Below are 24,949 nucleotides of genomic sequence, written 5' to 3'. Positions count from 1 at the left end.
GCACGCTATAATGTGAAAAACTGATGGACGGACTGCGCCATCATTCAAAAGAGACACTATATGATCAAACGACCGAAACCTATCGATGAAGAAGTACTTTTCGACGGCAGAAGCCTGATCTCCGAGACCGATCTCAAAGGAGTCATCACCTTCGTCAACCGTAAATTTGTAGAGATGACAGGCTATTCCAAAGAGGAGGCCGTGGGGCAGCCCCACAGCCTTCTGCGCCATCCCGATATGCCCAAAGCGGCGTTCGAGGGGATGTGGAAACTGATCAAAGAGGGCAAGACCTGGGAAGGGTATGTCAAAAACCTCCGCAAAGACGGAAAGTACTACTGGGTCGTCGTAACGATCGTGCCGAAAAAAGATGAGGCGGGCAATATCATCGGTTACATCGCTTCGCGCAAGATGCCGGACCGCGACAAGCTCAAAACCGTCATCAAGCAGTACCACGACCTGATCGCCAAAGAGAAGTAGGCGCCGCTTCGCTAACAAACGTTATCGCAACGCTGCGGAGCACTTTCGCCTTTCTGCCCCTGTATTGCGGGCACTTTAAGGATAACACCAAGTTTGCTCTGCTAGAGTGGAGGCAGGGTAAATGTTTTACCTTGGTTTCAACCACGTTGCGGACCGCGCCGGTCCGCATGTTCAAGTTTCGTTCAGAGACGGAAGGAGACTTCGGTCCTTCTTCCCTCTTTCTTCCCCATATTTCCGGCACCCTATGCAACCTAAGTCCCCACGTGGTAAAATAGCACCCATTTTAATTTGCGAGCGTGCATGAAGATCATCATAGCCATCAGCGGTGCAAGCGGGGCCTCCCTGGGACTCAAAACCCTCCGTGCCCTTCCGGACCATGTCCAGAAGCACCTTATCGTCTCCGAAAACGCCAGAACGGTGTTCCGCCACGAGCAGGATGTCACGCTCCACGATGCGGATGACATCGCCGCGCCGCTGGCCTCCGGCTCCTTCGGCGCGGACGCGATGATGATCATCCCCTGCAGCATGAACACCCTGGCCAAGGTGGCCGTCGGCATTGCGGACAACCTCACCACGCGGGCGGCTGCGGTCATGATCAAAGAGCACAAGACCCTGCTGCTCGCCCCGCGGGAGATGCCCTTCTCGGCCATTGCCCTGGAGAACATGCACAAACTGGCCACCCTGGGCGTCTTTATCGCCCCGCCGGTCCTGGCGTATTATTCGCAGCAGGAGAGCCTCGATGCCATGGAAGATTTCATGATCGGCAAATGGTTCGACCTGATCGGGATTGAGAACAATCTTTACAAGCGCTGGGGGAGCGATGATTAAAACAGCACTCTATCCGGGGACCTTCGACCCCATCACCAACGGGCACTACGACATCATCGCACGGGCGCTCAAACTTTTCGACCGGGTCATCGTCGCCGTGGCCGAGTCGCACACCAAAAAGCCGATGTTTACCCTCGACGAGCGCGTCAGCATGGCCAATGCCGCCGTAGGAGGGCTGCAGCACGTGGAGGTGATCGGTTTTGACAACCTCACCATCGACCTGGCCCGCGAATACGGTGCCGACATCCTCATCCGCGGCCTGCGTGCCGTGAGCGATTTCGAATACGAATTGCAGCTGGGCTACCTGAACCATTCGCTTGACGCGAACGTCGAAACGGTCTACCTGATGCCGAGCCTGCGCAACGCCTTCGTCAGCTCTTCCATCGTGCGCAACCTGCTCACCTTCAACGGCAAGACGGAGCACCTGCTGCCCGCGGAGGTCGAAGCCATCATCCGGGGGATGGACTCATGTACCTTGTCCTAGAGGGGATTGACACCGCCGGGAAGTCCACCCAGATGGAGGCCCTGCGGGCACTTTTCCCCGAGGCCTGCTTTACCAAGGAGCCCGGCGGCACCGCTGCCGGGGAGCGGATCAGGGAGCTGATCCTGGAGACGGGCGTACGCTCCGAACGCGCGGAGATGCTGCTCTTCCTGGCCGACCGCAGCGAGCATATCGAGGAAGTCATCCTCCCGCACCGCTCCGAACTGATCATCTCGGACCGTTCCGTCGTTTCGGGGATGGCCTACGCCATGGTCAAGCAGGCCTTCGAGCCCGACGAGCTGCTGCGCCTGAACCGCTTCGCCACGGGCGGAGTCCTGCCCGACTTCGCCGTGATCCTGAAACTGGAGGAGACGGAGCTGATGCGCCGCCTTGCCGGCAAGGCCCACGACACCATCGAGTCCCGGGGCACCGAGTACCTGCTGGCCATTCAGGATGAACTGGAGCGCGCCGCCCGGCTGCTGGGCATCCCGACCCTCGTCATCGATGCCGGGCTGGACGTCGATACGATCACCGAACAGATTCAAGAAATTATCATCACCAAAGGAGAGTCATGATTCGTTCCCTGCGTGGTATGAATGACATTCTGCCGCCGGACAACGTGCGGTTTGAATACTTTTTACAAACAGCGACGGCCATCGCCCGGCGCTACGGCTTCAGCTATGTCGAAACGCCGCTGCTCGAGGAGACGGCGCTCTTCAAACGCTCCGTCGGCGAGTCCAGCGATATCGTCGGCAAGGAGATGTACCAGTTCGTCGACAAGGGCGACAACGACGTCTGCCTCCGTCCCGAAGGAACCGCCGGGGTGGTCCGCGCTTTTGTGCAGAACAAGCTCGACCGTGCCGGGGGGATCCAGCGTTTCTTCTACCACGGGCCGATGTTCCGGTACGAACGCCCCCAGAAAGGGCGCCTGCGTGAATTCCACCAGTTCGGGTGCGAAAGCTTCGGCGTCGATTCGGTTTACGAAGACGTCACGATCATTACGATGGTCGCGGACATCCTCGCCGCGCTGGGCATCGCTTTCCGGTTGAAGATCAACTCCCTCGGCGACCAGCACTGTATGCCGCAGTACCGTGAAAAGCTCGTCGGTTTTCTCGACAAGCACGAGGAGCATATCTGCGAGGATTGCGCCCGCCGCAAGGCGACCAACCCCATCCGCGTGCTCGACTGCAAGAATGAAAGCTGCCAGATCCTCTACAAGGACGCCCCGAAGCTGATGGACAACCTCTGCGAAGCGTGCGACAGCGACTTTGCGACGCTGAAACAGCTGCTCGACGAAGGCGGGATCGCCTATGAAGTCGACACCCACCTGGTACGCGGCCTGGACTACTACTCCAAGACCGCCTTCGAATTCGTCAGCGACGAGATCGGCGCGCAGAGCGCCGTGGCCGGCGGGGGGCGCTACGACCGCCTCGTCGAGTTCCTCGACGGCCGCGCGACCCCGGCCGTCGGCTTCGCCATCGGGATCGAACGTCTGCTCGAACTGATCAAAATGCCCGAAACGGTCCGCGACGGCTATTACATGGGGGCAATGGATGCGGAGTCCCTCTCCCCGATCATGCAACTCGCCCGGGTGAAACGCGCTGACAACACTGTCGTCGTCGAATACGCGCCCAAAAGCCTCAAGGCCCACCTCAAGGGGGCCGACCGTATCAATGCTCGCTACTGTGTCGTTATCGGCGAGAACGAACGTGCGGCGGGGAACGTCTGGATCAAAGACCTCGACACCAAAACCGAATCGGTAATAGCGGCCGATCAACTCTAATTCAGGAAGCACAAACATGCAACAGCCCTACGGACTCGATATCTGGGGTGACCACAACTTCATTATCCGCGACGGCAGAGCCCACATCAACTACAAGAGCTCACCCGCGCTGATCGATATTATCAAGCAAATCCGTTCGGAAGAGATTACCGGACCCGTGATTCTCCGGTTCCCCCACCTTATTTCCAAGCAGATCGATGCCCTCTACGGCCACTTCAACCGCGCCATCGAGGAAAACCACTACCATGGGCGCTTCAAAGCCGTCTATCCGCTGAAGGTCAACCAGTACCCGGAGGTCGTCAAGTCCATCGTGGAAGCGGGCCGGGATCACCAGTACGGTCTCGAGGCCGGTTCCAAGGCGGAACTGATCCTGGCCATGGCCAACACCCCGACAGGCTCGCCGATTACCGTCAACGGCTTCAAAGATGTCGAGATGATCACCATGGGCTTCCTGGCGGCGCAGATGGGCCACAACATCACCCTGACCATCGAAGGGATCGGCGAACTCGAATCGATCATCGAAGTCGCCGAGAACACCTCCTTCCGCGTCCCGAACATCGGCATCCGTATCCGCCTGCACAGCGGCGGCAGCGGTATCTGGGCGAAAAGCGGCGGGATGCAGGCCAAGTTCGGCCTCACCTCCACGGAACTGCTTGAAGCCTTTGAGCTGCTCACACGCCATAACCTGCTCGACCGCTTCACGATGCTGCACTTCCATATCGGCTCGCAGATGGATGAGATCGCCCCGCTCAAACGCGCCCTGCGCGAAGCGGGGAATATCTACGCCGAACTCAAACGGATGGGGGCCGATGCCCTGCGCGCCATCAACATCGGCGGCGGCCTCTCCGTCGAGTATGCCCAGCACCCGTCACAGCGGGTCCGCAACTACAGCCTCAAAGAGTTCGCCAACGACGTCGTCTTCCTGCTCGGCGGGATCATGAATGACAAGGGGGTCGAACACCCCAACATCGTAACCGAATCGGGCCGCTTCATTACCGCGTCGCACGCCGTCCTCGTCACGCCGGTCCTTGAGCTCTTCTCCCACGACTACCAGGAGCGCTCCCTCAAGCTCAAAGAGGTCAACCCGCCCCTGATCGAGGAGCTGCTCGAACTCAACAACATGCTCACCTCCGGCAACAGTATCGAGTACCTCCACGACGCCCTCGACCACCTCGAATCCCTGCTCAAGCTGTTCGAGCTGGGCTACATCGACCTGCAGGACCGCTCCAACGCGGAGACCCTGGTGCACCTCATTATCAAGAAGGCCCTCTACCTCAAACAGAGCAACCAGCTCCCCGAGATCGAACGGCTGCAGGAGCGGCTGCAGGAACGCTACCTCGTCAACAGCTCCTTTTTCCAGAGCATGCCGGACTACTGGGGCCTCAAACAGCACTTCCCCGTGATGCCGCTGGACCGCCTGGAACAGCCGGCCATCCGGGCGGCATCCCTGTGGGATATCACCTGCGACAGCGACGGGGAGATCGGTTTTGACCCCAAAGCGCCGCTCTACCTGCACGACGTGGACCTCGACGTCGAAGAGTACTTCCTGGGCTTTTTCAACGTCGGTGCCTACCAGGAGACCCTCGGCATGCATCACAACCTTTTCAGCCACCCCAGCGAGGCAACGGTCCTGATCGACGACGACGGCTACCGCTTCACCAACCTCGACGAGGCCGAGGACATCCTTGAGATCCTCGACAACCTCGAGTACGACCCGGCCACCGTATTAAAACAACTTGAAACGCGGATTGCCGAATCCGAATTTAGGACAAAGGAAGGAAACCGTGATACACTTTCCACACTCAAACACTTCCTGGCGCAAAACGGCTATTTGCGTACGACAAAATAGAGGGGTTACCGGTGGGCCTATTTGCTGAAATCAAAGAAGATTTTGTCAACGTCTACCATAACGACCCTGCCATCCGAAGCCGCTTCGAACTCTTTTTCAACTACCCCGGTATCTGGGCGGTCACCTGGTACCGGATCGCCAACCGCTTCTACCGAAACGGTTTCCGCCGCACCGCACGCTTCATCATGGCGATCAACCAGGTTCTGACCAACATCGACATCCACCCGGGGGCCACGATCGGGCGCCGCTTCTTTATCGACCACGGCATCGGCGTCGTCATCGGCGAGACCTGTATTATCGAAGACGATGTCCTCGTCTACCAGGGCGTGACGCTCGGCGGGGTGAGCCTCACCCCCGGCAAACGCCACCCGACGATCAGAAGCCATGCCGTTATCGGCGCAGGTGCCAAGGTGCTCGGCGACATCATTATCGGTGAAAATGCCAAGATCGGTTCCAACTCGGTCGTCGTCAAACCGGTCCCGGACAACTCCACCGCCGTCGGTATCCCGGCGCGGATCATCGAAAAGGGGCGCGACAAGGACCCGCTCAGCCACAACAAGCTTCCCGACATCGACAAGGAACTCTTCGAGTACCTGCTCAAGCGTGTGGCCGTCCTCGAGCACATCCTGATGCAGGACAATGCCGAAATCCTCGAGCAGGATCTCGAACTGGAGAATATCTACGACTCCTTCCTCAAAGCGATGAAATGACCGCCGCGAAGCTTCTCTTCGCCGCCGCACTCCTCGCCATTTCGATCCTCGCCTTTATCCCCAGCTACGACCCGCTGCCGAAACTCGCTTCTTTCAGTGATATTCTCAACCACTTTGCCGCCTTTTTCACCCTCTATATGCTCCACCTTTTTTCCTACCCCGCGCTCTCCTGGCGTCTTCGCAGCGCCGTCCTGCTCGCCTATGGGCTCCTCATCGAAATCGTCCAGGCCTTCCTGCCGAACCGTTACGCATCGCTTTCGGATCTTGCCGTCGATGCGGCTGCCGTAGCCGCCGCGGTGCTGCTTCACCGCATTGCCTGCCGTTTCAGAACACGCTGCGCCTAAATTTCCGCCTGACATTCCTTTTCAACACTGCCCTAATCCTTATAGTGGTATAATTTCAGGATTTAACACTAGGGATATTTCCCGCCAAAAGGCCTAGAATGCAACTGACCGATAGAGTAAACGTTCTCTCCGAATCGATCACGATCGCCGTCACCGCACTCGCGCAGGAACTGCGCGCGCAGGGTAAAGACGTGCTGAGTTTCTCCGCCGGCGAACCGGACTTCGGTACGCCCCGTGTCATCAAAGATGCCGCAATCGCCGCCATCGAAAGCGACAAAACCCGCTATACGGCCGTTGACGGCATCCCGGAACTTAAAAAGGCGGTCATCGAGAAGCTGAAACGCGACAACGGCCTGCACTACGAGATGAACCAGGTCATCGTCAACAACGGTGCCAAGCATTCACTCTTCAACCTCTTTTCGGCCACGGTACAGGAGGGTGACGAGGTCATCATCCCCGCACCTTACTGGGTCACCTACCCGGAACTGGTCAAGTACTGCGGCGGTACCCCGGTCGAGATCCTGACCGACGATGCCAGCGGCTTCAAGATCACGCCGCAGCAGCTCCAAGATGCCATCACACCGAAAACAAAGATGCTGATCCTCACCACGCCGTCGAACCCGACGGGCGCCGTCTACTCCAAAGCGGAGCTCGAAGCACTGGCAGAAGTCCTCAAAGGCACCGGCATCATCGTCGCCAGCGATGAGATGTACGAAAAACTCGTCTACAAAGGGGAGTTCACCTCCGCCGCGTCTATCAGCGACGACATGTTCAAGCGTACCGTTACCATCAACGGGCTGAGCAAATCCGTTGCGATGACGGGGTGGCGTTTCGGCTACATGGCTTCCGCAGATGCCAAAATGATCAAAGCGACCAAAGACCTGCAGAGCCAGAGTACATCCAACATCAATTCCATCACCCAGTACGCCGCCATCAAGGGCCTCGACGGCTCTGCGGATGATGAGATCGAGATGATGCGCCAGGCTTTCATGGCACGCCGCGACGAAGCGGTCGAACGCTTCAACGCCATCGACGGCCTCTCCGTACTCTCGCCGGACGGTGCCTTTTACCTCTTCGTCAACATCAAAGAGATCACTGAAGACTCCATGACCTTCTGCAAACGCCTGCTCGCAGAGAAAGAGGTCGCGGTCGTACCGGGACTTGGCTTCGGCATGGACGGCTACTTCCGCTTCAGTTTTGCCACCGACATCGAAAACATCCGCGAAGGCATCGCGCGGATCGCCGACTTCGTCAAAGCCTACTGATGCTTACGGGGATGGCGCTTTGCGCCGCCCCGCCCTCATCTATTCCACTCCGAAAATTTACAAAAAAAGAAAAAGAGATTGTGCTGCACCGCCGTGCAGAAAAGCGGCGTTTAGTTACGCTTTGAGCAGACGTGCGAGTTTGCCCTGGAGTTTCAGCCAGAGCTTGTGTTCCATCAGCGGGAACCCGCCGTAGACACCGCCTTTGTCGACGTTCTTCGTCACGCCGCCGCGCGCGGCGATCGTCGTAAACGGTGCAATGGAGAGGTGGCCGGCCGTTGCGCTCTGGCCGCCCATGACGACGTTGCGTCCCAGGCGGGAGGAGCCGGCAAGCCCCACCTGCGAGACCAGGACGCTGAATTCGCCGATGACACAGTTGTGCCCGACCTGCACCAGGTTGTCGATCCGTACCCCTTTTTTGATCACCGTACTCTTGAAGACGGCACGGTCGATGGTCGTGTTGGAGCCGATCTCGACATCATCTTCGATGACGACGTTCCCGTTTTGATAGATCTTGATGTGCTCGCCCAGCTTGGTCGTCGCGAAGCCGAAGCCGTCGCTGCCGATCACCGTCCCCGCATGGATAATGCAGTCGCGGCCGATCACACAGTCGCGGTAGACCGTGACATTGGGGTAAAGGATCGTGTTGTCGCCGATGGTGACATTGTTTCCGATAAAGACACCGGGCATGATATGGCAGTTCGCTCCGATACGGCTTCCCTTGGCAACAAAGGCACCCTCCTCGATCACCGTCCCTTCGCCGACGGCGGTCTCCGGCAGATCGTGTTCAAGGCGCTGGGGTGCGAAAAAGGCAGAGGCTTTCGCCAGTACGATATAGGGTTCGTCGACGATCAGGGGGATAGAGTGTGCCGGCAACTGCTGCGCCATGGACGCCGTCACCAGTACGGCCGCGGCATTCGTGGCGGAGAGCTGTGAAGCGTATTTCGGGTTCTCCAGAAAGCTCACTTCATCCTGCCCCGCCTCCTGCAGCGCATTGAGACCCGCGATCTCCCGCTCCTCACCGTTGTATGCAATGCCAAGTTTTTCGCAGATTTCACTCAACTTCATGGGTTTTGACTCGCTTTTTTGTGCTGATCCCCTCTTTGGCCAGCTTTGACAGCCGGCTTTGCAGCCGGCTCCAGAGGCGGTGTTCCATCAGCGGGTAGCCACTGAAGATCTTGCCGCTCTCCTTGATGGATTTCGTCACGCCGGAACGCGCGGTAAACGTTGTAAACGGGGCGATCTCCAGGTGATCCGAGAATGCCGTCTGGCCGCTGACGACACAGTTGCGTCCCAGATGCGTCGAACCGCCGACGCCGACCTGCGCGACGAAGATACAGTGCTCTCCGATATCACAGTTGTGGCCGATGTGCACGTTGTTGTCGATCTTCGCACCGCGGCGGATGACGGTGGAGTTGAAGAGTGCCCGGTCAATCGAACAGTTCGCGCCGATTTCGACGTCGTCTTCGATGATGACATTGCCGTTTTGATAGATCTTGACGTGTTCGCCCTGCGCCGTATGCGCATAACCGAAGCCGTCCGCACCGATGGTCGTTCCGCCGTGAATGCGGCAGCGTGCCCCGATCCGGCAGTCGCGGTAGATCGTCGCATTGGGGAAAATCACCGTATCATCACCGATGACGGCGCCCGAACCGACATAGGCACCGGCCATCACCGTGACACCGCTGCCGATCACGGCCCCCTTCTCGAGATTGGCACGCGGGTCGATAAAGCTCTCCGCTCCGATAAGCGGTTCGGCGGCATCGTGGTCGATCAGCGGCGGAGTAAAGAGGGATGTCGCCTTCGCCATGCAAAGAGAGACATCCTCGCACACAAGCGCGACGCAGTGCTCCGGAACGGCATCGACGGCATCCGCTTTGACCAGCACCGCTGCGGCCTTTGTCATTTTCAGGGAGTTGATGTAACGGTTGTCTGAAAGGTAGGAGAGTTCTTCTGCCGACGCATCCGCCAGCGTATTCATAGCACGGATCTCGCGCTCTTCACCCGGCAGCGCCGTACCGAGTGCTTCCGCGATCAGAGAGAGTCGCACCTAGCGCTCCAGTGCCACGGTACCGCTGCGGACAATCTCTTTGGGGTTGAAACGCTTGACGGCTTCGAGGTAGTGCGAAACGCGCTTGGGCTCATCGGCGACCATCGCGATGATCATGTCGTTGCCGACGTTGACGATCTTGCCGTTGTAAGCCTTGCTCAGCGTCTCGATGTCGGAGAGGTTCTCCGTGATCGGGAACTTGACCATCGCCATCTCTTTCTCGACGAGATCGGCATGTTCATAGACCCGCAGGACCGGGATGAGCTTGTGCAGCTGCTTCGTAATCTGTTCGATCACCCGGACGGAGCCGGAGGTCGCGATGGTGAGGCGCGAATATTTCGATTCCGGGATCGGTGCGACGGTCAGCGACTCGATATTGTAGCCACGGGCCGAAAAGAGGTCCGTGATCCGCGAGAGCGCGCTCGCCTCGTTCTGTAAGATGACCGAAACGACTCTTCTTTCATTCTCCATCATTTATCCTTGTATTCCAACATCATATTGAACAGCGAACCGCCGGCCGGGACCATCGGCAGAACGTTCTCGAAACGTGAAACGTTGACGTTGATCATGGCAACGACGTTCTTCTCGACGGCGTCTTTGAGCGCGGCGTCAAACTCCTCTTTCGTCTCGACGTTATAGCCGACCCCGCCGAAGCTCTCGACGAGCCCGACCCAGTTGGGCTGCATGGAGAGGTCCGTCTCAGAGTAGCGCTTGTCATAGAACAGTGTCTGCCACTGGCGGACCATCCCCAGGAAGTGGTTGTTCAGAATAACGTTTATGACCGGCAGTTTGTATTCGACCGACGTCATCAGCTCCTGGATATTCATCAGGATCGAACCGTCACCCGTGACGTTGATGCTGACGCGCTCCATATCACCGCGCTTGACCCCCATCGCCGCCGGGAAACCGAAGCCCATCGTTCCCAGACCGCCGGAACTGATGAACTGGCGCGGACGCGAAAAGGGATAGAACTGGGCCGTCCACATCTGGTGCTGGCCGACATCGGTACTGATATTCGCCTTTTCACCCAGCAGCTGACCGATGCGTTCGATGACCCACTGCGGCTTGATAACACCGGGTTCCTCGTCGTAGCCCAGCGGATGCAGTTTGTTGAAGTGCTCGATCGTCTCCAGCCAGGGGGCGAAGCGTTCCGCGTCGATCTTCCCTTGTGCCAGGGCGGTCATCTCCTCGACGACGTACTTGACGTCACCGACGATCGGGTACTCCGCATTGACCAGCTTGGAGATGCTCGCCGGGTCGATGTCGACATGGATGACGTCGGCATTCTTCGCGAACTCACTCAGTTTCCCGGTAACACGGTCATCGAAACGTGCGCCCAGGCCGATGACCAGGTCGGTCTCGCTCATTGCCATGTTCGCGGCATAGGAGCCGTGCATGCCCAGCATGGAGATCACCAGCGGGTTGTCTGCGCCCATCGTGCCGCGGGCCATGAAGGTTTCAACCGCCGGAATGCCCGTCAGTTTCGCGAAGGCACGGACTTCTTCCGCCGCATTAGCGCTGATGATACCGCCGCCGAGGTAAAGCAGCGGGCGTTTGGCCGCGGCGATCGCATCGATCGCCTTCTTGATCTGGCGGGCATTGCCCTTGGTGGTCGGCTTATAGGTCTCCATCTCCACCGGGCGGCTGTAGTCAAACTCGGCGATCTGGGCCGTGACATCCTTGGGGATGTCGACGTGGACCGGGCCGGGACGCCCCGTCGCAGCGAGGTAGAACGCCTCTTTCAGGACCCGCGGCAGGTCTGCCGCGTCGGTAACCAGGTAGTTGTGCTTCGTACAGGAGCGGCTGATCCCGACGGAATCGATCTCCTGGAAGGCATCCGTCCCGATCAGGGACATCGGGACCTGCCCGCTGATAACGACGAGGGGGATGGAGTCCATATACGCATCGGCGATTCCCGTCACGGCGTTGGTAAAGCCCGGACCGGAAGTGACCATCGCCACGCCGACCTTGCCGGTAACCTTCGCATACCCTTCTGCCGCATGCACGGCCGCCTGCTCGTGCCGGGTCAGGATGTGTTGGAAATCATCTTGTTTGTATATCTCGTCATAGACGTTCATAATGGCACCGCCGGGGTAACCGAATACGGTATCGACCCCTTCGTGTTTCAGTGCCTCAATGACCATCTGTGCGCCACTCATCTGCATGGCTTTCTCCTCGTAAAAACGTCTCGTAGATAGCACAGTGTTCTATCGGTTCCGAGACTCTATCTAAATCAGATAAAAATGGGGTAATTATAGTCGATTAATCGTTAAACAGGGGTAAGTTTTTCGCTGAAAGACAGGGGAATGGGGGATTTAGCCGCGTGCCTCTTCGCAAAAGGCGATCGCGACCCCTTCACGGACCCCGTCGTCGATCACGACTGCGTCATTGTAGTCGAGCACTTCGTAAAAAAGTTCGACGATGACGATCCCCGCCACGATCAGCGCTTCGCGTCCCACACCGACATACAGCGTGCGCGTCATCTCGTCCAGTGCCAGCAGCTCTTTCAGCGCCTTTTCGCAATCGGGCCTGCTGAGTCTGTAGCCGTTGATCTTGGCCGGGTCGTAGCTGTCGTAGGTCATTCCCTGCAGGAACGCCGCAATCGTCGTCGGGGTCCCAGCCGTCATGACGAAGGTGAGAGGACGCCCTTTGGTGATGATGTAGGTATCGACGAAGATGTACACTTCACGCAGCAGCTGCAGCTGCACAAAGGTCCTGATCTCCTCGGGGTCTTCGCACTGCTGGGCCACGGTCACGATACCGATAGGGAAACTCTTTGAAACCGTCTCCCCGTTTTGGTAGAAGATCACCTCGGTCGAGCCGCCGCCGATGTCGATCATACAGAGCGATTCCGAGGAGATGCCGAGCTGCGCCAGACGAGCGCGGGCTGCCTTCAGCGCATAAAAAGCCTCCCGGTCGCCGTCGATAATCTCAAACCGGACCCCGGTCTCATCCGCAATCCGTTCAAGCACTTCATCGCTGTTCTGCGCCATACGCATGGCTGCGGTCGTCACGGCGCGGTAAGGTGTCTTTTCCAGGTCGAACAGGGCATCCGTTTCTTTGAGCGCCTCGATGACCCGTGCGACTGCCCCGTCGTCGATCCGCCCCGTCTCATGCATCCGGTCGGCGGTCTTGACGATCCGTTCGCTTTGGCGGCCGAAGGTGCCCGTCGCGCAGTCATACTCGATAGCGCGGCAGGTATTCGACCCCAGGTCGATCGCAACGACGTTGGCCATAGAGGTCAGTGCCCTTCCTGACTCAGGTAACCGTGACGGTGCAAGAGGTCGCGGATCTGGTTCTGGTGCGCCTCGCCTTTGGTCTCCAGGTGGATCGTCACGTTGGCATCCCCGTAATCAAGGTCCGTCGAGGTGCGGTCATACGCAATGTGAACGATATTCGCATTGAGCGATTTGAGCAGCTCGGTCAGCTGCATCAAAGAGCCCGGGCGGTCAACCAGCGTGACGGTCAGCTTCATTTTCCGGAAGGATTTGAGCAGACCCTTCTCGATAATAACGGAGAGCAGCGTAACGTCCACGTTCCCGCCGGAGAGCACGACGGCCACTTTTTTTCCGACGAGGTGCGGCAGTTTTTTATGCAGCAGCGCCGCAACGCCGACCGCTCCCGCCCCTTCGACCGAGAGCTTCTGTTTCTCCAGCAGGAAGAGGATCGCATTGGCGATCTCCTCATCATCGACACCGATAAAGCGATCGACGCTCTCCAGGATGTAATCCAGTGTTTTCGGCGACGTGTCGCGTACGGCGATTCCGTCGGCGATGGTACGCACGGAGGTCGTATCGATGGGCCGTTTTGCTTCAAAGGACTGGCGCATGGCCGGGGCACCGGTCGCACTCACGCCGATCACCTCAATGGAGGGGTCAAGATGCTTGATCGCGGCGGCAACGCCGCTGATGAGCCCGCCGCCGCCGACAGGAACGACCACCGCATCGGGGCGTTCACCCGATGCGAGCAGCTCCATGCCTATCGTCCCCTGCCCCGCAATGACCTCATCATCTTCGAAGGGGTGGACGAACTCCAGTCCGTGCTCCGTACCGTACGCGACGGCATGGGCATAGGCTTCATCGTAGTTGTTGCCGTGCAGGATGACTTCCGCCCCGTAATAGCGTACACCGTCCACCTTCGTAAGCGGCGTGGATTCGGGCATGACGATCACGGCACGGATCCCGAACTGCGCCGCGGAGTAGGCGACCCCCTGGGCATGGTTGCCTGCACTCGCCGCGACCACGCCGCGCGCGCGTTCCGCGTCGCTCAGCGACGCAATCTTGTTGTAAGCCCCGCGGATCTTAAACGCACCCGTAATCTGGAGGTTCTCCTTCTTGAGGTAGACCTCGCAGCCGCTCATTTCACTGAGATAAGGTGCAAAGGCGTAGGGAGTTTTCGTCACGACGCCGCCGATGCGTTCGGCAGCCTGTTCGATCTTGCTGAAAGGGAACAACGGCGTTACCCCAGAAGGTGGCGGTGTTCGACCATCGTACAGTGGTTCTGGACGACTTTCATGCCCGCCTGCTCCGCTTTTTCGGCTGCAGCGTTATTGACGATCCCTTTTTGCGCCCAGAAAAACTTCACGTCGCCGCGCGCGATGCAGGCATCCGCGACGGCATCCAGGGCCGCCGGCTTGCGGAAGATATCGACCATATCGACCGGGAAGGGGATCTCGGCCAGGGAGCGGTAAACCTTTTCACCGAGGATCTCATCCTCTTTCGGGTACACCGGGACGATCTTGAAGCCTGCCTCTTTGAGGTATTTCGCTACACGGTGGCTGTCCTTGCTCTCGTCCGGGGAGAGCCCCAGAACGGCGATCGTCTTCGTCGCTTCAAACATCGCCTTGATCTCATCGCTGTTGGCATTGACCGTCGGAAATTCGCACTCCATATCGTTCCTTTTTTTCGGGAATTATAGCACTTTCTCCCGCCCCCTTCGGTAAAGGGGTGCTCCCCTGCCGCAGCGCAGCGTCACTCCGTCGTTTTCGACGCAGGTTCATCCCCCTTTTTCTTTTTGGCGAACCCCGCCCCTTTTTTTGTTTTGGCCTGCAGCGCCAGCGTTTCCACCACGGGTATGTACGCCATGCCGTTTTTCTTCATCTCGGCAAAACAGGCGGCGATGACGGCAATCGTATTGGGCACTTCGCCCTTTTTCTTGTACGACTGCAGGTTCTTTTCGCTCACTTTGATCAGTTTGCTGAATTTCGGCAGCGTAATCTCCGCATCCAGCAGGAGTTTTTTGAACTCGATAAAGGTCATGACGCCCCCTCCCGGTCCCTTATTTTGCATTATTTTATTTCTTTACACCTTATATTATTGACATAAATCTATTTAACATGTACTATGGTAATAATTTATTACTATTTACTAGTGATAAAACCACACCATAGGGAGAAAAGAATGGCAAAAGTCCTGAAGAAAAAAGCGGTAGCAAAAGTGGCGAAAAAGGCGACAAAAAAGGCCGTTGCGAACAACGTTCTAAAGAAAAAAGCCGCAAAGAAAGTGGCGAAGAAAGTGACAAAGATCGTCCTGAAAGAGAAACCTTCAAAGGTCAAAGTCGCGAAAAAAGCGGCGAAAAAAGCGGTCAAAAAAGCGGCCTGACACTCCCTCTGCCGCGGCACGGCGGCAGTATCAACCCAATAGCTCTTCCAATTTGTTCACAAGATCGCCGACACACTGTTCCAGACGTCCCTGGGTGTATTTAAGCGTAAACTGATATCCCATTCCGCCGGGACCCGTATCACTGACATTACAGCTGATCAAGACGACGGCATCGCTGTACGCGGCATCGAACTGCCAGACAATCGCATTGGCGTCCCCGAGGATATGGCGTTTGTCCGCCAATCCGCTGACCAGCTGATTGTTGACGGCCTGGTTTTTCATCGCCACCACCGAGATGGCGTAGAGATACTGTTTTTCTGACATTGGACTCTCCGTTGAGGGATCTATTGTCGCATCGTAGCGTTTTTTTATTTCAGATGCACTCTTGTACCGATACCCGGCTCTACCCCGTCCTCAGAGTACTTTTTCCTGGCCGAGCCGGTAGAGGGCGAAATCGTACTTGACCGGGTCGGCGGGGTCGAAGGTTTTAAGGGTTTGCGTCAGCTCCACGACGGATTGGAGGTCGTAGGTTTTCCGCTGCAGAAGCCCCAGGCGGCGGGAAACGCTGAAAGTGTGGGTATCGAGGGGCATCAGCAGGTCGGCCGTGTCGACGCCTTCCCAGAGCCCGAAGTCTATGGCGTCGCTGCGCACCATCCAGCGCAGGAACATCAGCCACCGTTTCATCGGCGCGCCGCCCCTGTACTTCGTCACTTCGCTGCCGACAAGGAACCGGTAGCCGCGGCTCTCATAATCGTTCAGCCCCCGCATGGCGGAAATCAGGGCATTCAGACCGTCAATGACGGAACGGTTCCGCCCATATGCATCCGTAAAGAGCGCTTCCATGTCCGTTTCGAGCTTCAGACGCCGCAGGGTGATAAAGAACTCGGTGATATCGGCGCGGTTCTGGAAACGGTAGTAATACCCCTCGAATGCGCTCCGGATCACGGCTTCTTCGGCGTCGAGCAGGGCAAACTCGAGGCGGTCGAGGAAACGGACGATCAGGTCGGCGCGTCCGTAGGCGAAAAGCGCGCATACGAGTGCACTGTAGGGTTCTTTATAACGCTGTGCGACAAGGATGGGGTCGGGCCGCTCGTAGGAGATCTCCAGCGCATGGTTGCGCTGCCGCATCTCCGTATCCAAAAGTGTTTTTAGATCATACTCGTTCATTGGAAAAGAAAAAAGCGCGGTTTACCTGCGCGTGAGCCTGCTGCTGAAGCAAACCTAGTGTTAACGTAGGCATGGGAGCTTTTGCTCCAATGGCGTTAAAATTTAAAGGACTCGCCAAGGTAGTGCCGCCGGACGTCCTCGTTGACCATGATCTCGGCGCTCGTACCCGACGCGAGCAGCGTGCCGCTCTTGATGACGTAGGCGCGGTCGCAGACATCGAGGGTCTCGCGGACGTTGTGGTCGGTGATCAGCACGCCGATGTCGTGCTTGACCAGCTGTTCGACGACTTTCTGGATATCGAGGACGGCGAGCGGGTCGACCCCCGCAAAAGGTTCGTCCAGCAACAAAAAGCGCGGACGGGCTACCAGGGCACGGGCGATCTCGGCGCGGCGCCGCTCCCCGCCCGAGAGGCTGATCCCCTTGCGGTAGCGGATCGGTTCGATGTTGAAGATATCGAGCATCTCCTCGATACGGTCGAGCTGCTCTTTTTTGTTGCTGATGACCGCCTGCGCCGCGACCATAAGGTTCTCTTCGACGGTGAGGTCCTTGAAGATGGAGGCTTCCTGCGGCAGGTACCCTATCCCCGACCGGGCGCGGGCATGCATCGGGTAGCCGGAGATATTCTTCTCGTCGATGAAAACCTCGCCCCCCGTCGCTTCGACAAGCCCGCAGATCATGTAGAACGTCGTCGTTTTTCCGGCGCCGTTGGGGCCGAGCAGGCCGACGACCTCCCCGGTATTGACCTCCAGGGAGACCCCGCGGACGATTTCGGTCTGTTTGATCGTTTTGACCAACTCCTGGGCACTCAGTTTATGCATGGTATACCTTGTAACAGCGTGCGTCGGGCGCACATTTTTCGATTTCAATCACAATGGCGGGGATCTCCGCCATTTTCAGCATCTCGATGAGGGTCTCATCTCCCCATTCGATGAAATGGTAGCCCGGTTTCTCCAGCTCTTCAAGAAGGCCCAGGGCCAGGAAGTGCTCGATGCCGTGGTTGTAGATGTCGTAGTGGAACATCTGGTCGCCGTAGCACTGCTGCAGCGAAAAGGTCGGCGACGTCACCGGTTCGTCGATGTTAAGGTGGCGTGCCGCAGCCTGGGTCAGCGTCGTCTTGCCGCTGGCGAGGTCGCCCTGCAGGATGACGACCCCGCCCCGCGGCAGCGCGTCCATCATGGCGCCGACCACCCGGTCCAGATCCTCCCGGCCGCATTTGAGCTGTCTCACAGTTTCGAAGAGACCTCGATGATCTGCGCCAGCTTGGCCTTCGCCCGGCCGCTTCGCAGCCCCTCGTCAGCCATCTCAAGCCCCTCCTGGATATCCCGAGCCTTCCCGTCGACGATAAAAGCGTTGGCCGCGTTGATACGGACAATATCGCGCTGCGCGTCGCTGGCACGGTTGTCGAAGATGTTCCGCAGGATCGCGGCGTTCGCTTCCCCGTCGCCGCCGACGATCGCTTCGAGCGGCTGGCGTGCGATGCCGTAACCGGCCGGATCAATCTCGTACTCCGTCATGCCGCCGGCATCGACGCGGGCCGCGTAGGTGATATCGGAGATACTGATCTCGTCCATCCGCTCTTTCGAACTGACGACGATCGCCGACTTCACCTCGTTGATCATCAGCGCCTCCGCGATCTTCGGCACGAAACTTTTATCGAAGACGCCGAGCATGATCTTCCCGACGCCGGCGGGGTTCGTCAACGGGCCAAGGACATTGAAGATCGTCTTTTCGGGGATGCTTTTGCGCACCGGCATAATGAACTTCATGGCCGGGTGGTGGTTCTGGGCGAACATGAAAGTAAAGCCCGTCTCCTCGAGCAGGCGCGCGCTCTGTTCGATGCTCAGGTCCAGGCGCACGCCCAGCGCTTCGAACATATCGGCGCTACCGGATTTGGAGGTGACGGAACGGCTGCCGTGCTTGGCGACGTAGGAGCCCATCGAGGCGCAGAGCAGCGCCACCGTCGAAGAGATATTGAAACTGCCGATCTTGTCCCCGCCGGTGCCGACGATATCGATCAGCTCCGGGCGCAGCGTTTCGTCCACCGGCAGGGCGATGGCGTTGGCGCGCATGACGGACGCCGCAGCGGCCAGCACCTCGACCGGCATCGTCTCGTCCAGTTTCATGGAGAGCAGGAAATCGCGCATCTGCGCATCGTTCATCTCATGCCGGAAAAGGCGTTCAAAGGCGGCCTTGGCTTCGCTGTAGGTCAATTCAGTTCCTTTACGTATTCGCTTTGCATCGATTTGGGCGTGGATTTCGTGGTCGGGATCTGCAGCACTTCGTAGCGCTTCTCGCCCTTGAGGTAGGCGATGGCGATGACATCCCCCACCGCGACGTTCTTGCTCGGCTTGACGCTCTGGCCGTTGATGCTGACGACCCCGTTGGCGAGCATGTCCTGCGCCACGGTGCGGCGCTTCGTGATATTGACCGCATTCAGAAATTTGTCTATTCTCATGCGGTAATTGTAGGGAATGATTACTAAATCCGCCGTTACGGCAGATACTTTCTCGCCTCTTTCAGGACATCATGCAGATGGCGGTCGAATTCATGCTTCAACGCCTGCAGCTTGCTGTTCTCCAAGTTCCGTGACAGACCGACGTTCAGGGCCTCGCACACCTGTACCATGTGGTTCGCACCGATGTTCGCGCTGACCCCTTTGATATCGTGCGCCAGTTTTTTGGCGGCGTCCGTATTCCCGGTCTTCATGAAGATCTCCAGCGTCTGGTCGGCACTGGCGTAGAGCTTGACGTACTCTTCGAGGATTTCGCCGTAAAGCTCCGCATCCCCGCTGGCACGCATCAGACCGTCCTTCGCCGCCAGGACTTCCGTGTTGACGAACGGCGTCTCCTTGAGCGGCGACTGTGCCTTCTTGACGGTCGGCGCAACCGACTTGATAAAGCGGCTGAACACCGTGTAGAGCCGTCCGACCTGCACCGGTTTGGTCAGGTGGGCGTTCATGCCGATCGCGTACATCTTCGCGATCTCTTCGGGCAGCCCGAGACCGGTCAGCGAGACGATCGGCATATCATCGTATTGTGCGTCGGCACGGATATGGCGCGTCGCCTCGTAGCCGTCCATGACCGGCATGTTGATATCCATGAGGACCAGGTCGAAACGGTTCTTCGGATTCTGCACCGCTTCGAGCGCTTCCACGCCGTCACCGGCGACGGTCACCTTGATGCCGCTGCCGTTGAAGAGGCTCAGCAGGACCTTCTGGTTGATCAGGTTGTCTTCAACGATCAGGACGGACGCCCCGGCGAAGACGCCGAAACTCTGTTTCGTGATGTTCGGTGTTTCCGGGACATCCTCGTAATGCTGCGGTTCCGTAAACGCCTTCGGCGACGTGTGCCGCGGCGTCACGTTCTCGGTATCGACCTCTTTGATACTGTCTTCGAAAAGGTCGACGATCAGGTCGTAGATACGCTGCAGGTTCAGCGGTTTCATGATGCGTGCGTCGATGAGCGATTTGAGCGACGAAACATCATGCGGTTCGTTGATCATACTCCCCGCCAGGACGACCTTGTTGTTCGTTTCACTCTTAACCCGCTTGATCAGGGCCTGCACGTCCGGCGTGAAAGCATCCTCGGCGATAATGACGACTTCGCTTTCGAAGAGGATATCGCTTTTGTTGCGGATCGCCCCCAGCGAGCGGACGCTGACGTCGTTTTTGAAGTACTCCAGCATCTTTTTGAGCGCGTCCGCCGCCGTCGGCTGGACCTCGACGATCACGAAGCTGTGCCCCGTAAAGGCCTTGGCCGGGAGACGGTAGTGGCGTTTTTCATTGACGTCAGGCACATCGAACGGGATCGTCAGAATAAAGTCGCTTCCCTTGTTCATGACGCTTTTGATCTCGATGGAACCGCCCATCATATCGATCAGTGCACGGGAGATGTAGAGCCCCAGGCCCGTCTCTTTGAGATCGTTGGCCGATGAGAAGGGCTCGAAGATGTCGTTGAAACGCTTCGGATCGATACCGACGCCCGTGTCGGAGATGACGAACTCGAGCATCACCTTCCCGCCCTTGTCCTCCAGGCGGCGGATATGCAGCCGCACCTCCCCGTCCACGGTGAACTTCATGGCGTTGCTCATCAGGTTGGTAAGCACCTGCCCCAGCCGCAGCGAATCCCCGATGAATTTGGCAGGGACCCCCTTCTCGATGTCAAAGATGAATTCGATGTTGCTGCCGCGCGCACGGTTACTGACCGTCCCCGCCATCTCGTCGAGGACGTTGTTGATGTTGAACAGCTCATGGCGCAGATTGACCTTGTTGGACTTGAGGTTCAGAAAGTCGATCAGGTCATTGGTAATGTCCAGGAGCAGTTCATCGGAGTGCTTGATTTTTTCAAGCTCGCGGCTCTGCTCCGGGTCGAGTTTCGTCTGCAGGATCTTTTCGCTGCTGCTGCCGATCTCCTTGGCCGGCTGCCGGATCTTCTCACCGACGTTGACCATGATATCTTCCTGGTGCTCGAGCATTTGTTCAAGATCCTCGTGCTCTTTTTTGAGCACTTTGCTGATCTTGAAGAGCTTGTACCTCTGATACAGGCTGAAGACGACGAGCAGGAACAGGAGCAGTACCAATACCGCCAGTGCGATCAGTATCTTCTCGGACGCGATCCCTTTTGCAGGCCTGTCGACATAGACGGTCTTTACCTCCGGCTCCGCCGGGATATAGACGGTCTTCACTTCCGGTTCGGCCGGAACGTAGACCGTTCGCACCTCCACTTTCGGTTCCGGTTCGGATGCCGCCGCTTCGTCCCCGCGGTGGGTATAGACGTAGGCATCCGGGAAGTAGCGGTGGGTCTTTTCCAGCATTTTGGAAACGACTTCGCTGTCGCGGATCGGCTCGATACTGGTGATATAGTGGCGCCCCGAACGGCGGCTGACAACCTCGAAATGCTCACGGGCCTGCGCTTTGACCACATAGGGGTCTTCGGCAAATTTCCGTTGCAGGGTATGGACATAGATGTCCATTTCCGACTTGCTGTTGCCCGCGGCGACAACGATGTTCATATAGGGTTCCGCTGCCATGACGGCGAGCGATGCGGCGGCGATCATCGCCACCGTAATCAAACGTACAATATGCATCCGCTACCCCCTAACGGATTTTGTATTTCGATTGCTCGATGAACTGATCAAGCGACGCAATCGTCTGTTTGAGAATGAACCCAATGGCATTCGCCAACGCGGTGATGTCCTCGGCCCGCCACTCCCGGCACGCTTCTTCGAGCAGGTCCGCCAGGCAGGCGAGCTTGTAGACGCCGAGCTCGGCGAGGGGCTGCTTCATCTTGGAACAGTACTCCGCAGCCTCGCCAAGCTGCCCCTGGTCGATCATTCCTATGATCACGCGGTCCGCCTTGACATATTTCCAGATCGCCTCTTTAAGCTTCTCGACGAAGGAGGCGTAATCGTTGCCGCAGTTGGCCAGGCCGTCCGCGGCAACGAAGAACTGATGGGACGATTTGCAGAAGACACCGTGTTCGTTCTTCTCCCCGGCACCCCGGCTCTCAAGCGCCCTTCCGCTGAGGAAAGCTTCAACGGTTGATAGCACTTTTGTTTTGGCCGGTTCGGCTACCGCCGGCACCGTCTCCTCGACGGGCGCTTCCGGTGCCGCTGCTTCCGCCGCAGGTTCGGCCGTTTCCGTTTCCGCCTCGGTTTCTTCTTCCGCTTCGGTGCCAAGGGCATCGGAGTAGAGGGCGACCAGCATTTCGAAAACGAACTGCTGGGTGAAAGGCTTGTAGATCAACCAGTCGACGTACTCCAGGGCACGGTCCTCGACATCCTGGTGTTTGATCATGCTTTCGATCATGACGATTTTGGGACACGCTTCTCCCAGCTTCTGGATATCCGCATGCAGTTCGTCACTCCAGTACTCGGAGGAGACCATGACGATGTCGTACGACTCCATGAACGCCAGGTCGGCGGTTTTACCGACGGTGACGTCATGACGGAAATACTCCAGCATCGGAACGACCGCTTTCGCACTGCCGATATCGTTATCAACGACCAGGGTCGAGCGCCCGACTCCCTCTTTATTGGGCAGACGGTAGTGCCGTTTCTCCGTAAGGTCTTCGGCGGAGAGCAGCAGGTGGAAGTTGACACGCGTCCCTTTTTTCGGCCGGCTGGTCAGACGGATACTCCCCTGCATCGCATGCACGATATCCCGCGCGCGCTGCAGCCCGCTGCCTCGGATCTCGAACGCGCCCGCCGGGCTGTCGCTGGTCAGCATCGGCATCAGCCGCTTTTCCACCACGGTTTCGTCCATGCCGACGCCGTAGTCGATCACTTCGAAATGAAGCTCCAGAGCCTCTTCATTGTTTTCATTCCGGCTGATCTGCACGACCACGTCTTCACGTTTGTCGGTGAAATCGATGGCATTCCCGATAATGTCGGTCAAAAGACGGGAGAGCTTGTAACGGTCACCGATCACGGCGGAAGGGACGTTCTTTTTCATGCGGTAGACAATGGAGATGCGCTTCTCCTGCGCATCGAGGGAGAGGATATTCGCGACATCGCGCAGGGTATCATTGAGGTTGAACGGAGCGTCTTGAAGTTCAACCTCCTCGACCGAGGCGATCTCCTGGGGCCTCGACGTCTCTTTTTTCTTGAATAGCTTTCCAAATAGTGCCAATTGGACTCCTTTAACTGGCGAAACCGCTCCTAAACTGCTGCTTTTTGACGACTATCTCTTTTTGTTTCTCTTTACGGCGCGTATCTTTCTCAACAAAGATACGTTTGCGCGTCACCGGATCCAGCTCCGTGTAATACATCACCGACGACCACGTCCCCGGCGTCGGCGTGAACACCTGTGCCTGCTCCGGATTCATCTTGAGCTCTTCGGACGTAAAGCGCTTGAGCTCATGCATGTCCGCTTCGGTACAGCCCGGATGTGCCGCAATAAGATAGTACGTTAAAAACTGCTTTTTCCCCTCATCTGCGTTAAGTTTATCATAAAGCTTTTTAAAATCGATCAGCGTCTGTTTCCCCGGCTTGCCCATGAGGTCCAGAACATGCTGCTGCGTGTGCTCCGGCGCCACTTTCATCTGCCCGGAAATATGGTGGCGGACAAGCTCTTTGAGGTAGTCGTAACCGTGGCGTTTGTCCTCGTTGATCAGGTCGTACCGGATGCCCGAAGCGACAAAGGCCTTTTTGATCCCCGGCACGTCACGCACCTGACGCAGGAGGTTGATGTTGCGGGAGTGGTCCACCTTCATCGACGAACAGAGGTGGCGCGAATCGACGCAGCGCTGGTGGTCGCAGGTGCCGAGTTTGAGCTTCTTGTTGCACTCGTAGCCGTACATATTCGCCGTCGGCCCGCCGACGTCGGAGATGATCCCCTTGAAATCCTTATACTCGGTGAAGGCCTTCGCCTCGCCGACGATGGAGGCTTCCGAACGGGTGCGGATGGTGCGTCCCTGGTGCACGCCGATAGCGCAGAAGTTGCATTCCCCCCAGCACCCCTGGTGCGTCATGATGGAAAACTTGATCGTCTCGAGGCACTTCACCTCCCCCGCTTTCCGGTGGAAGGGGTGCAGTTCCCGTGTAAATGGCATGGCCGAGAGGCCGTCCATCTCCGGCTCGCTGAGGTAGTCGCAGGGCGGGTTCTGGATCAGGTAGCGGCCGTCGACCTCCTCGCAGAGCCCTTTGGCGGAGATGGGATCGTTGTTGTCGTAAAAGTACTGGAACATATCGATATAACGCTCCTTCTCCTTCAGACACTCGGCGTGGGAGGGAAGCTGAATGTAATCGGGTTCCGGCGTTTTGGAAACGTAACAGACCCCGCGCACCTTCGTTGGCTCTTCCCCTTTTTCCAGGGCGTGGACCAGGTCCAGCAGCGCGATCTCGCCCATCCCGTAGATCAGGTAATCCGCTTTGGCATCGAAGAGGATCGGTTTACGCAGCTTGTTGCTCCAGTAGTCGTAGTGGGTGATGCGGCGCAGGCTCGCTTCGATGCCCCCCAGGACGATCGGGGCCGTATTTTTGAAATGGCGGCGGATCAGGTTCGTATAGACCAGGGTCGCGCGGTCGGGACGCCTGTCGTTTTTGCCGCCGGGTGTGTAGTCGTCGCTGTTGCGGAACTTCTTCGTCGCCGTGTAATTGGAGACCATCGAGTCGACGCTGCCGCCGCTCACGCCCCAGAAGAGCCGGGGCTCGCCGAGACGGGCGATGTCGTCGGCGCTTTCAATGTCCGGCTGGCCGATGATGCCGACCCGGTACCCCTCGCGCTCGAGAATACGCCCCACCATCGCCACGCCGATAAAGGGCGAGTCGATATAGGCATCCCCGCTGACCAGGATGACGTCCAGCTGTTCCCATCCGCGGCGTTGCATCTCCTCGGGGGTCGTCACCAGAAAATCTTTGGCAGTAAAACCGTTATCTTGGACGGGTTTGCGGCGGCTCA

At 58.0% G+C, this 24,949-nt stretch carries 27 protein-coding genes; 10 read left to right on the top strand and 17 right to left on the bottom strand.

The features are described 5' to 3' along the window. Nucleotides 1-60: 60 nt before the first annotated feature. The 9 genes from WCX49_RS05160 (at nt 61) to WCX49_RS05120 (ending at nt 7,737) form a co-directional block, all read left to right on the top strand. Complete coding sequence (locus tag WCX49_RS05160) at nt 61-477, top strand: PAS domain-containing protein (protein WP_345986516.1); 417 nt, start codon at nt 61-63, stop codon at nt 475-477. Between the two features lie 300 nt (nt 478-777). Beyond that, nucleotides 778-1,305, top strand: a complete 528-nt coding sequence (locus tag WCX49_RS05155) for a UbiX family flavin prenyltransferase (protein WP_345986515.1) — start codon at nt 778-780, stop codon at nt 1,303-1,305. Next, complete coding sequence (gene coaD, locus WCX49_RS05150) at nt 1,298-1,789, top strand: pantetheine-phosphate adenylyltransferase (RefSeq protein ID WP_345986514.1); 492 nt, start codon at nt 1,298-1,300, stop codon at nt 1,787-1,789. The genes WCX49_RS05155 and coaD overlap by 8 nt, the downstream gene beginning before the upstream one ends. Beyond that, nucleotides 1,774-2,361 carry a dTMP kinase gene (tmk, locus tag WCX49_RS05145; protein WP_345986513.1) on the top strand — a complete coding sequence of 196 codons (588 nt, stop codon included), beginning with the start codon at nt 1,774-1,776 and terminating at the stop codon, nt 2,359-2,361. Before coaD ends, tmk begins: the two co-directional genes overlap by 16 nt. Further along, nucleotides 2,358-3,569, top strand: a complete 1,212-nt coding sequence (hisS, locus tag WCX49_RS05140) for a histidine--tRNA ligase (RefSeq protein WP_345986512.1) — start codon at nt 2,358-2,360, stop codon at nt 3,567-3,569. The genes tmk and hisS overlap by 4 nt, the downstream gene beginning before the upstream one ends. Nucleotides 3,570-3,585: 16 nt before the next feature. Continuing rightward, nucleotides 3,586-5,418 carry a biosynthetic arginine decarboxylase gene (gene speA, locus WCX49_RS05135; RefSeq protein ID WP_345986511.1) on the top strand — a complete coding sequence of 611 codons (1,833 nt, stop codon included), beginning with the start codon at nt 3,586-3,588 and terminating at the stop codon, nt 5,416-5,418. Nucleotides 5,419-5,429: 11 nt separating this feature from the next. After that, the gene (gene cysE / locus WCX49_RS05130; RefSeq protein WP_345986510.1) at nt 5,430-6,128 is read left to right on the top strand and encodes a serine O-acetyltransferase; all 699 of its coding nucleotides are present in this window, start codon (nt 5,430-5,432) and stop codon (nt 6,126-6,128) included. Further along, on the top strand, nt 6,125-6,472 hold the full coding sequence (locus tag WCX49_RS05125) for a VanZ family protein (protein WP_345986509.1): 348 nt from the start codon (nt 6,125-6,127) through the stop codon (nt 6,470-6,472). Before cysE ends, WCX49_RS05125 begins: the two co-directional genes overlap by 4 nt. Nucleotides 6,473-6,570: 98 nt before the next feature. Beyond that, complete coding sequence (locus WCX49_RS05120; RefSeq protein WP_345986508.1) at nt 6,571-7,737, top strand: pyridoxal phosphate-dependent aminotransferase; 1,167 nt, start codon at nt 6,571-6,573, stop codon at nt 7,735-7,737. Nucleotides 7,738-7,851: 114 nt separating this feature from the next. Here the strand turns inward: WCX49_RS05120 and lpxD (WCX49_RS05115) are convergent, their stop codons facing one another. The 8 genes from lpxD (WCX49_RS05115) to WCX49_RS05080 all read right to left on the bottom strand — a co-directional run bounded on the left by lpxD (WCX49_RS05115) (nt 7,852) and on the right by WCX49_RS05080 (nt 15,042). Beyond that, complete coding sequence (gene lpxD, locus WCX49_RS05115) at nt 7,852-8,802, bottom strand: UDP-3-O-(3-hydroxymyristoyl)glucosamine N-acyltransferase (protein WP_345986507.1); 951 nt, start codon at nt 8,800-8,802, stop codon at nt 7,852-7,854. Then, nucleotides 8,789-9,784, bottom strand: coding sequence for a UDP-3-O-(3-hydroxymyristoyl)glucosamine N-acyltransferase (gene lpxD / locus WCX49_RS05110; protein ID WP_345986506.1), 996 nt, complete (start codon nt 9,782-9,784; stop codon nt 8,789-8,791). The genes lpxD (WCX49_RS05115) and lpxD (WCX49_RS05110) overlap by 14 nt, the downstream gene beginning before the upstream one ends. Further along, nucleotides 9,785-10,258, bottom strand: coding sequence for an acetolactate synthase small subunit (ilvN, locus tag WCX49_RS05105; protein WP_345986505.1), 474 nt, complete (start codon nt 10,256-10,258; stop codon nt 9,785-9,787). It lies immediately after the preceding gene. Continuing rightward, nucleotides 10,255-11,949, bottom strand: coding sequence for an acetolactate synthase large subunit (locus WCX49_RS05100; RefSeq protein ID WP_345986504.1), 1,695 nt, complete (start codon nt 11,947-11,949; stop codon nt 10,255-10,257). The genes ilvN and WCX49_RS05100 overlap by 4 nt, the downstream gene beginning before the upstream one ends. 150 nt (nt 11,950-12,099) lie before the next feature. Beyond that, the gene (locus WCX49_RS05095; RefSeq protein WP_345986503.1) at nt 12,100-13,020 is read right to left on the bottom strand and encodes a phosphatase; all 921 of its coding nucleotides are present in this window, start codon (nt 13,018-13,020) and stop codon (nt 12,100-12,102) included. 5 nt (nt 13,021-13,025) lie between these two features. Then, on the bottom strand, nt 13,026-14,237 hold the full coding sequence (gene ilvA / locus WCX49_RS05090; protein WP_345986502.1) for a threonine ammonia-lyase: 1,212 nt from the start codon (nt 14,235-14,237) through the stop codon (nt 13,026-13,028). Between the two features lie 5 nt (nt 14,238-14,242). Further along, entirely contained in the window at nt 14,243-14,674 is a 432-nt protein-coding gene (locus WCX49_RS05085) for a CoA-binding protein (protein ID WP_345986501.1), read from the bottom strand. A gap of 80 nt (nt 14,675-14,754) precedes the next feature. Then, nucleotides 14,755-15,042: a hypothetical protein gene (locus WCX49_RS05080; protein ID WP_345986500.1), complete on the bottom strand. Its 288-nt coding sequence runs from the start codon at nt 15,040-15,042 to the stop codon at nt 14,755-14,757. Between the two features lie 141 nt (nt 15,043-15,183). Between WCX49_RS05080 and WCX49_RS05075 the strand changes: the two genes are divergently transcribed. Beyond that, nucleotides 15,184-15,384 (top strand): hypothetical protein, encoded by a 201-nt coding sequence (locus tag WCX49_RS05075; protein ID WP_345986499.1) that lies wholly within the window; start codon nt 15,184-15,186, stop codon nt 15,382-15,384. 30 nt (nt 15,385-15,414) lie between these two features. Here WCX49_RS05075 and WCX49_RS05070 read toward each other — a convergent pair whose 3' ends face one another. From WCX49_RS05070 to WCX49_RS05030, 9 genes are all read right to left on the bottom strand, one after another. Next, nucleotides 15,415-15,708 carry a hypothetical protein gene (locus tag WCX49_RS05070; RefSeq protein WP_345986498.1) on the bottom strand — a complete coding sequence of 98 codons (294 nt, stop codon included), beginning with the start codon at nt 15,706-15,708 and terminating at the stop codon, nt 15,415-15,417. A gap of 90 nt (nt 15,709-15,798) precedes the next feature. Then, on the bottom strand, nt 15,799-16,524 hold the full coding sequence (locus WCX49_RS05065) for a TIGR02757 family protein (protein ID WP_345986497.1): 726 nt from the start codon (nt 16,522-16,524) through the stop codon (nt 15,799-15,801). A gap of 122 nt (nt 16,525-16,646) precedes the next feature. Further along, nucleotides 16,647-17,369, bottom strand: a complete 723-nt coding sequence (lptB, locus tag WCX49_RS05060; RefSeq protein WP_345986496.1) for an LPS export ABC transporter ATP-binding protein — start codon at nt 17,367-17,369, stop codon at nt 16,647-16,649. Beyond that, the gene (tsaE, locus tag WCX49_RS05055) at nt 17,362-17,778 is read right to left on the bottom strand and encodes a tRNA (adenosine(37)-N6)-threonylcarbamoyltransferase complex ATPase subunit type 1 TsaE (protein WP_345986495.1); all 417 of its coding nucleotides are present in this window, start codon (nt 17,776-17,778) and stop codon (nt 17,362-17,364) included. Before tsaE ends, lptB begins: the two co-directional genes overlap by 8 nt. Continuing rightward, complete coding sequence (gene trpD / locus WCX49_RS05050; protein WP_345986494.1) at nt 17,775-18,761, bottom strand: anthranilate phosphoribosyltransferase; 987 nt, start codon at nt 18,759-18,761, stop codon at nt 17,775-17,777. The genes tsaE and trpD overlap by 4 nt, the downstream gene beginning before the upstream one ends. Then, nucleotides 18,758-19,006 (bottom strand): RNA-binding S4 domain-containing protein, encoded by a 249-nt coding sequence (locus tag WCX49_RS05045; protein ID WP_345986493.1) that lies wholly within the window; start codon nt 19,004-19,006, stop codon nt 18,758-18,760. The genes trpD and WCX49_RS05045 overlap by 4 nt, the downstream gene beginning before the upstream one ends. A gap of 35 nt (nt 19,007-19,041) precedes the next feature. Further along, nucleotides 19,042-21,636, bottom strand: a complete 2,595-nt coding sequence (locus WCX49_RS05040; protein WP_345986492.1) for a response regulator — start codon at nt 21,634-21,636, stop codon at nt 19,042-19,044. Nucleotides 21,637-21,646: 10 nt separating this feature from the next. Next, nucleotides 21,647-23,179 (bottom strand): ATP-binding protein, encoded by a 1,533-nt coding sequence (locus WCX49_RS05035; protein WP_345986491.1) that lies wholly within the window; start codon nt 23,177-23,179, stop codon nt 21,647-21,649. 10 nt (nt 23,180-23,189) lie between these two features. Continuing rightward, nucleotides 23,190-24,896: a YgiQ family radical SAM protein gene (locus WCX49_RS05030; protein WP_345986490.1), complete on the bottom strand. Its 1,707-nt coding sequence runs from the start codon at nt 24,894-24,896 to the stop codon at nt 23,190-23,192. Between the last annotated feature and the right edge of the window lie 53 nt (nt 24,897-24,949).

Source organism: Sulfurimonas sp. HSL-1656 (assembly GCF_039645585.1).
Taxonomy (GTDB): Bacteria; Campylobacterota; Campylobacteria; order Campylobacterales; family Sulfurimonadaceae; genus Thiomicrolovo; species Thiomicrolovo subterrani.
This window is presented reverse-complemented; position numbering and strand designations above follow the sequence as displayed.

Excerpts from the sequence above, each read along its gene's own strand:
- WCX49_RS05160 (WP_345986516.1), top strand. The coding sequence starts at position 61 with ATGATCAAACGACCGAAACCTATCGATGAAGAAGTACTTTTCGACGGC.
- WCX49_RS05155 (WP_345986515.1), top strand. The coding sequence starts at position 778 with ATGAAGATCATCATAGCCATCAGCGGTGCAAGCGGGGCCTCCCTGGGA.
- coaD (WP_345986514.1), top strand. The coding sequence starts at position 1,298 with ATGATTAAAACAGCACTCTATCCGGGGACCTTCGACCCCATCACCAAC.
- tmk (WP_345986513.1), top strand. The coding sequence starts at position 1,774 with ATGTACCTTGTCCTAGAGGGGATTGACACCGCCGGGAAGTCCACCCAG.
- hisS (WP_345986512.1), top strand. The coding sequence starts at position 2,358 with ATGATTCGTTCCCTGCGTGGTATGAATGACATTCTGCCGCCGGACAAC.
- speA (WP_345986511.1), top strand. The coding sequence starts at position 3,586 with ATGCAACAGCCCTACGGACTCGATATCTGGGGTGACCACAACTTCATT.
- WCX49_RS05125 (WP_345986509.1), top strand. The coding sequence starts at position 6,125 with ATGACCGCCGCGAAGCTTCTCTTCGCCGCCGCACTCCTCGCCATTTCG.
- WCX49_RS05120 (WP_345986508.1), top strand. The coding sequence starts at position 6,571 with ATGCAACTGACCGATAGAGTAAACGTTCTCTCCGAATCGATCACGATC.
- lpxD (WP_345986507.1), bottom strand. The coding sequence starts at position 8,802 with ATGAAGTTGAGTGAAATCTGCGAAAAACTTGGCATTGCATACAACGGT.
- ilvN (WP_345986505.1), bottom strand. The coding sequence starts at position 10,258 with ATGATGGAGAATGAAAGAAGAGTCGTTTCGGTCATCTTACAGAACGAG.
- WCX49_RS05100 (WP_345986504.1), bottom strand. The coding sequence starts at position 11,949 with ATGCAGATGAGTGGCGCACAGATGGTCATTGAGGCACTGAAACACGAA.
- WCX49_RS05095 (WP_345986503.1), bottom strand. The coding sequence starts at position 13,020 with ATGGCCAACGTCGTTGCGATCGACCTGGGGTCGAATACCTGCCGCGCT.
- WCX49_RS05085 (WP_345986501.1), bottom strand. The coding sequence starts at position 14,674 with ATGGAGTGCGAATTTCCGACGGTCAATGCCAACAGCGATGAGATCAAG.
- WCX49_RS05080 (WP_345986500.1), bottom strand. The coding sequence starts at position 15,042 with ATGACCTTTATCGAGTTCAAAAAACTCCTGCTGGATGCGGAGATTACG.
- WCX49_RS05075 (WP_345986499.1), top strand. The coding sequence starts at position 15,184 with ATGGCAAAAGTCCTGAAGAAAAAAGCGGTAGCAAAAGTGGCGAAAAAG.
- WCX49_RS05070 (WP_345986498.1), bottom strand. The coding sequence starts at position 15,708 with ATGTCAGAAAAACAGTATCTCTACGCCATCTCGGTGGTGGCGATGAAA.
- lptB (WP_345986496.1), bottom strand. The coding sequence starts at position 17,369 with ATGCATAAACTGAGTGCCCAGGAGTTGGTCAAAACGATCAAACAGACC.
- WCX49_RS05045 (WP_345986493.1), bottom strand. The coding sequence starts at position 19,006 with ATGAGAATAGACAAATTTCTGAATGCGGTCAATATCACGAAGCGCCGC.
- WCX49_RS05040 (WP_345986492.1), bottom strand. The coding sequence starts at position 21,636 with ATGCATATTGTACGTTTGATTACGGTGGCGATGATCGCCGCCGCATCG.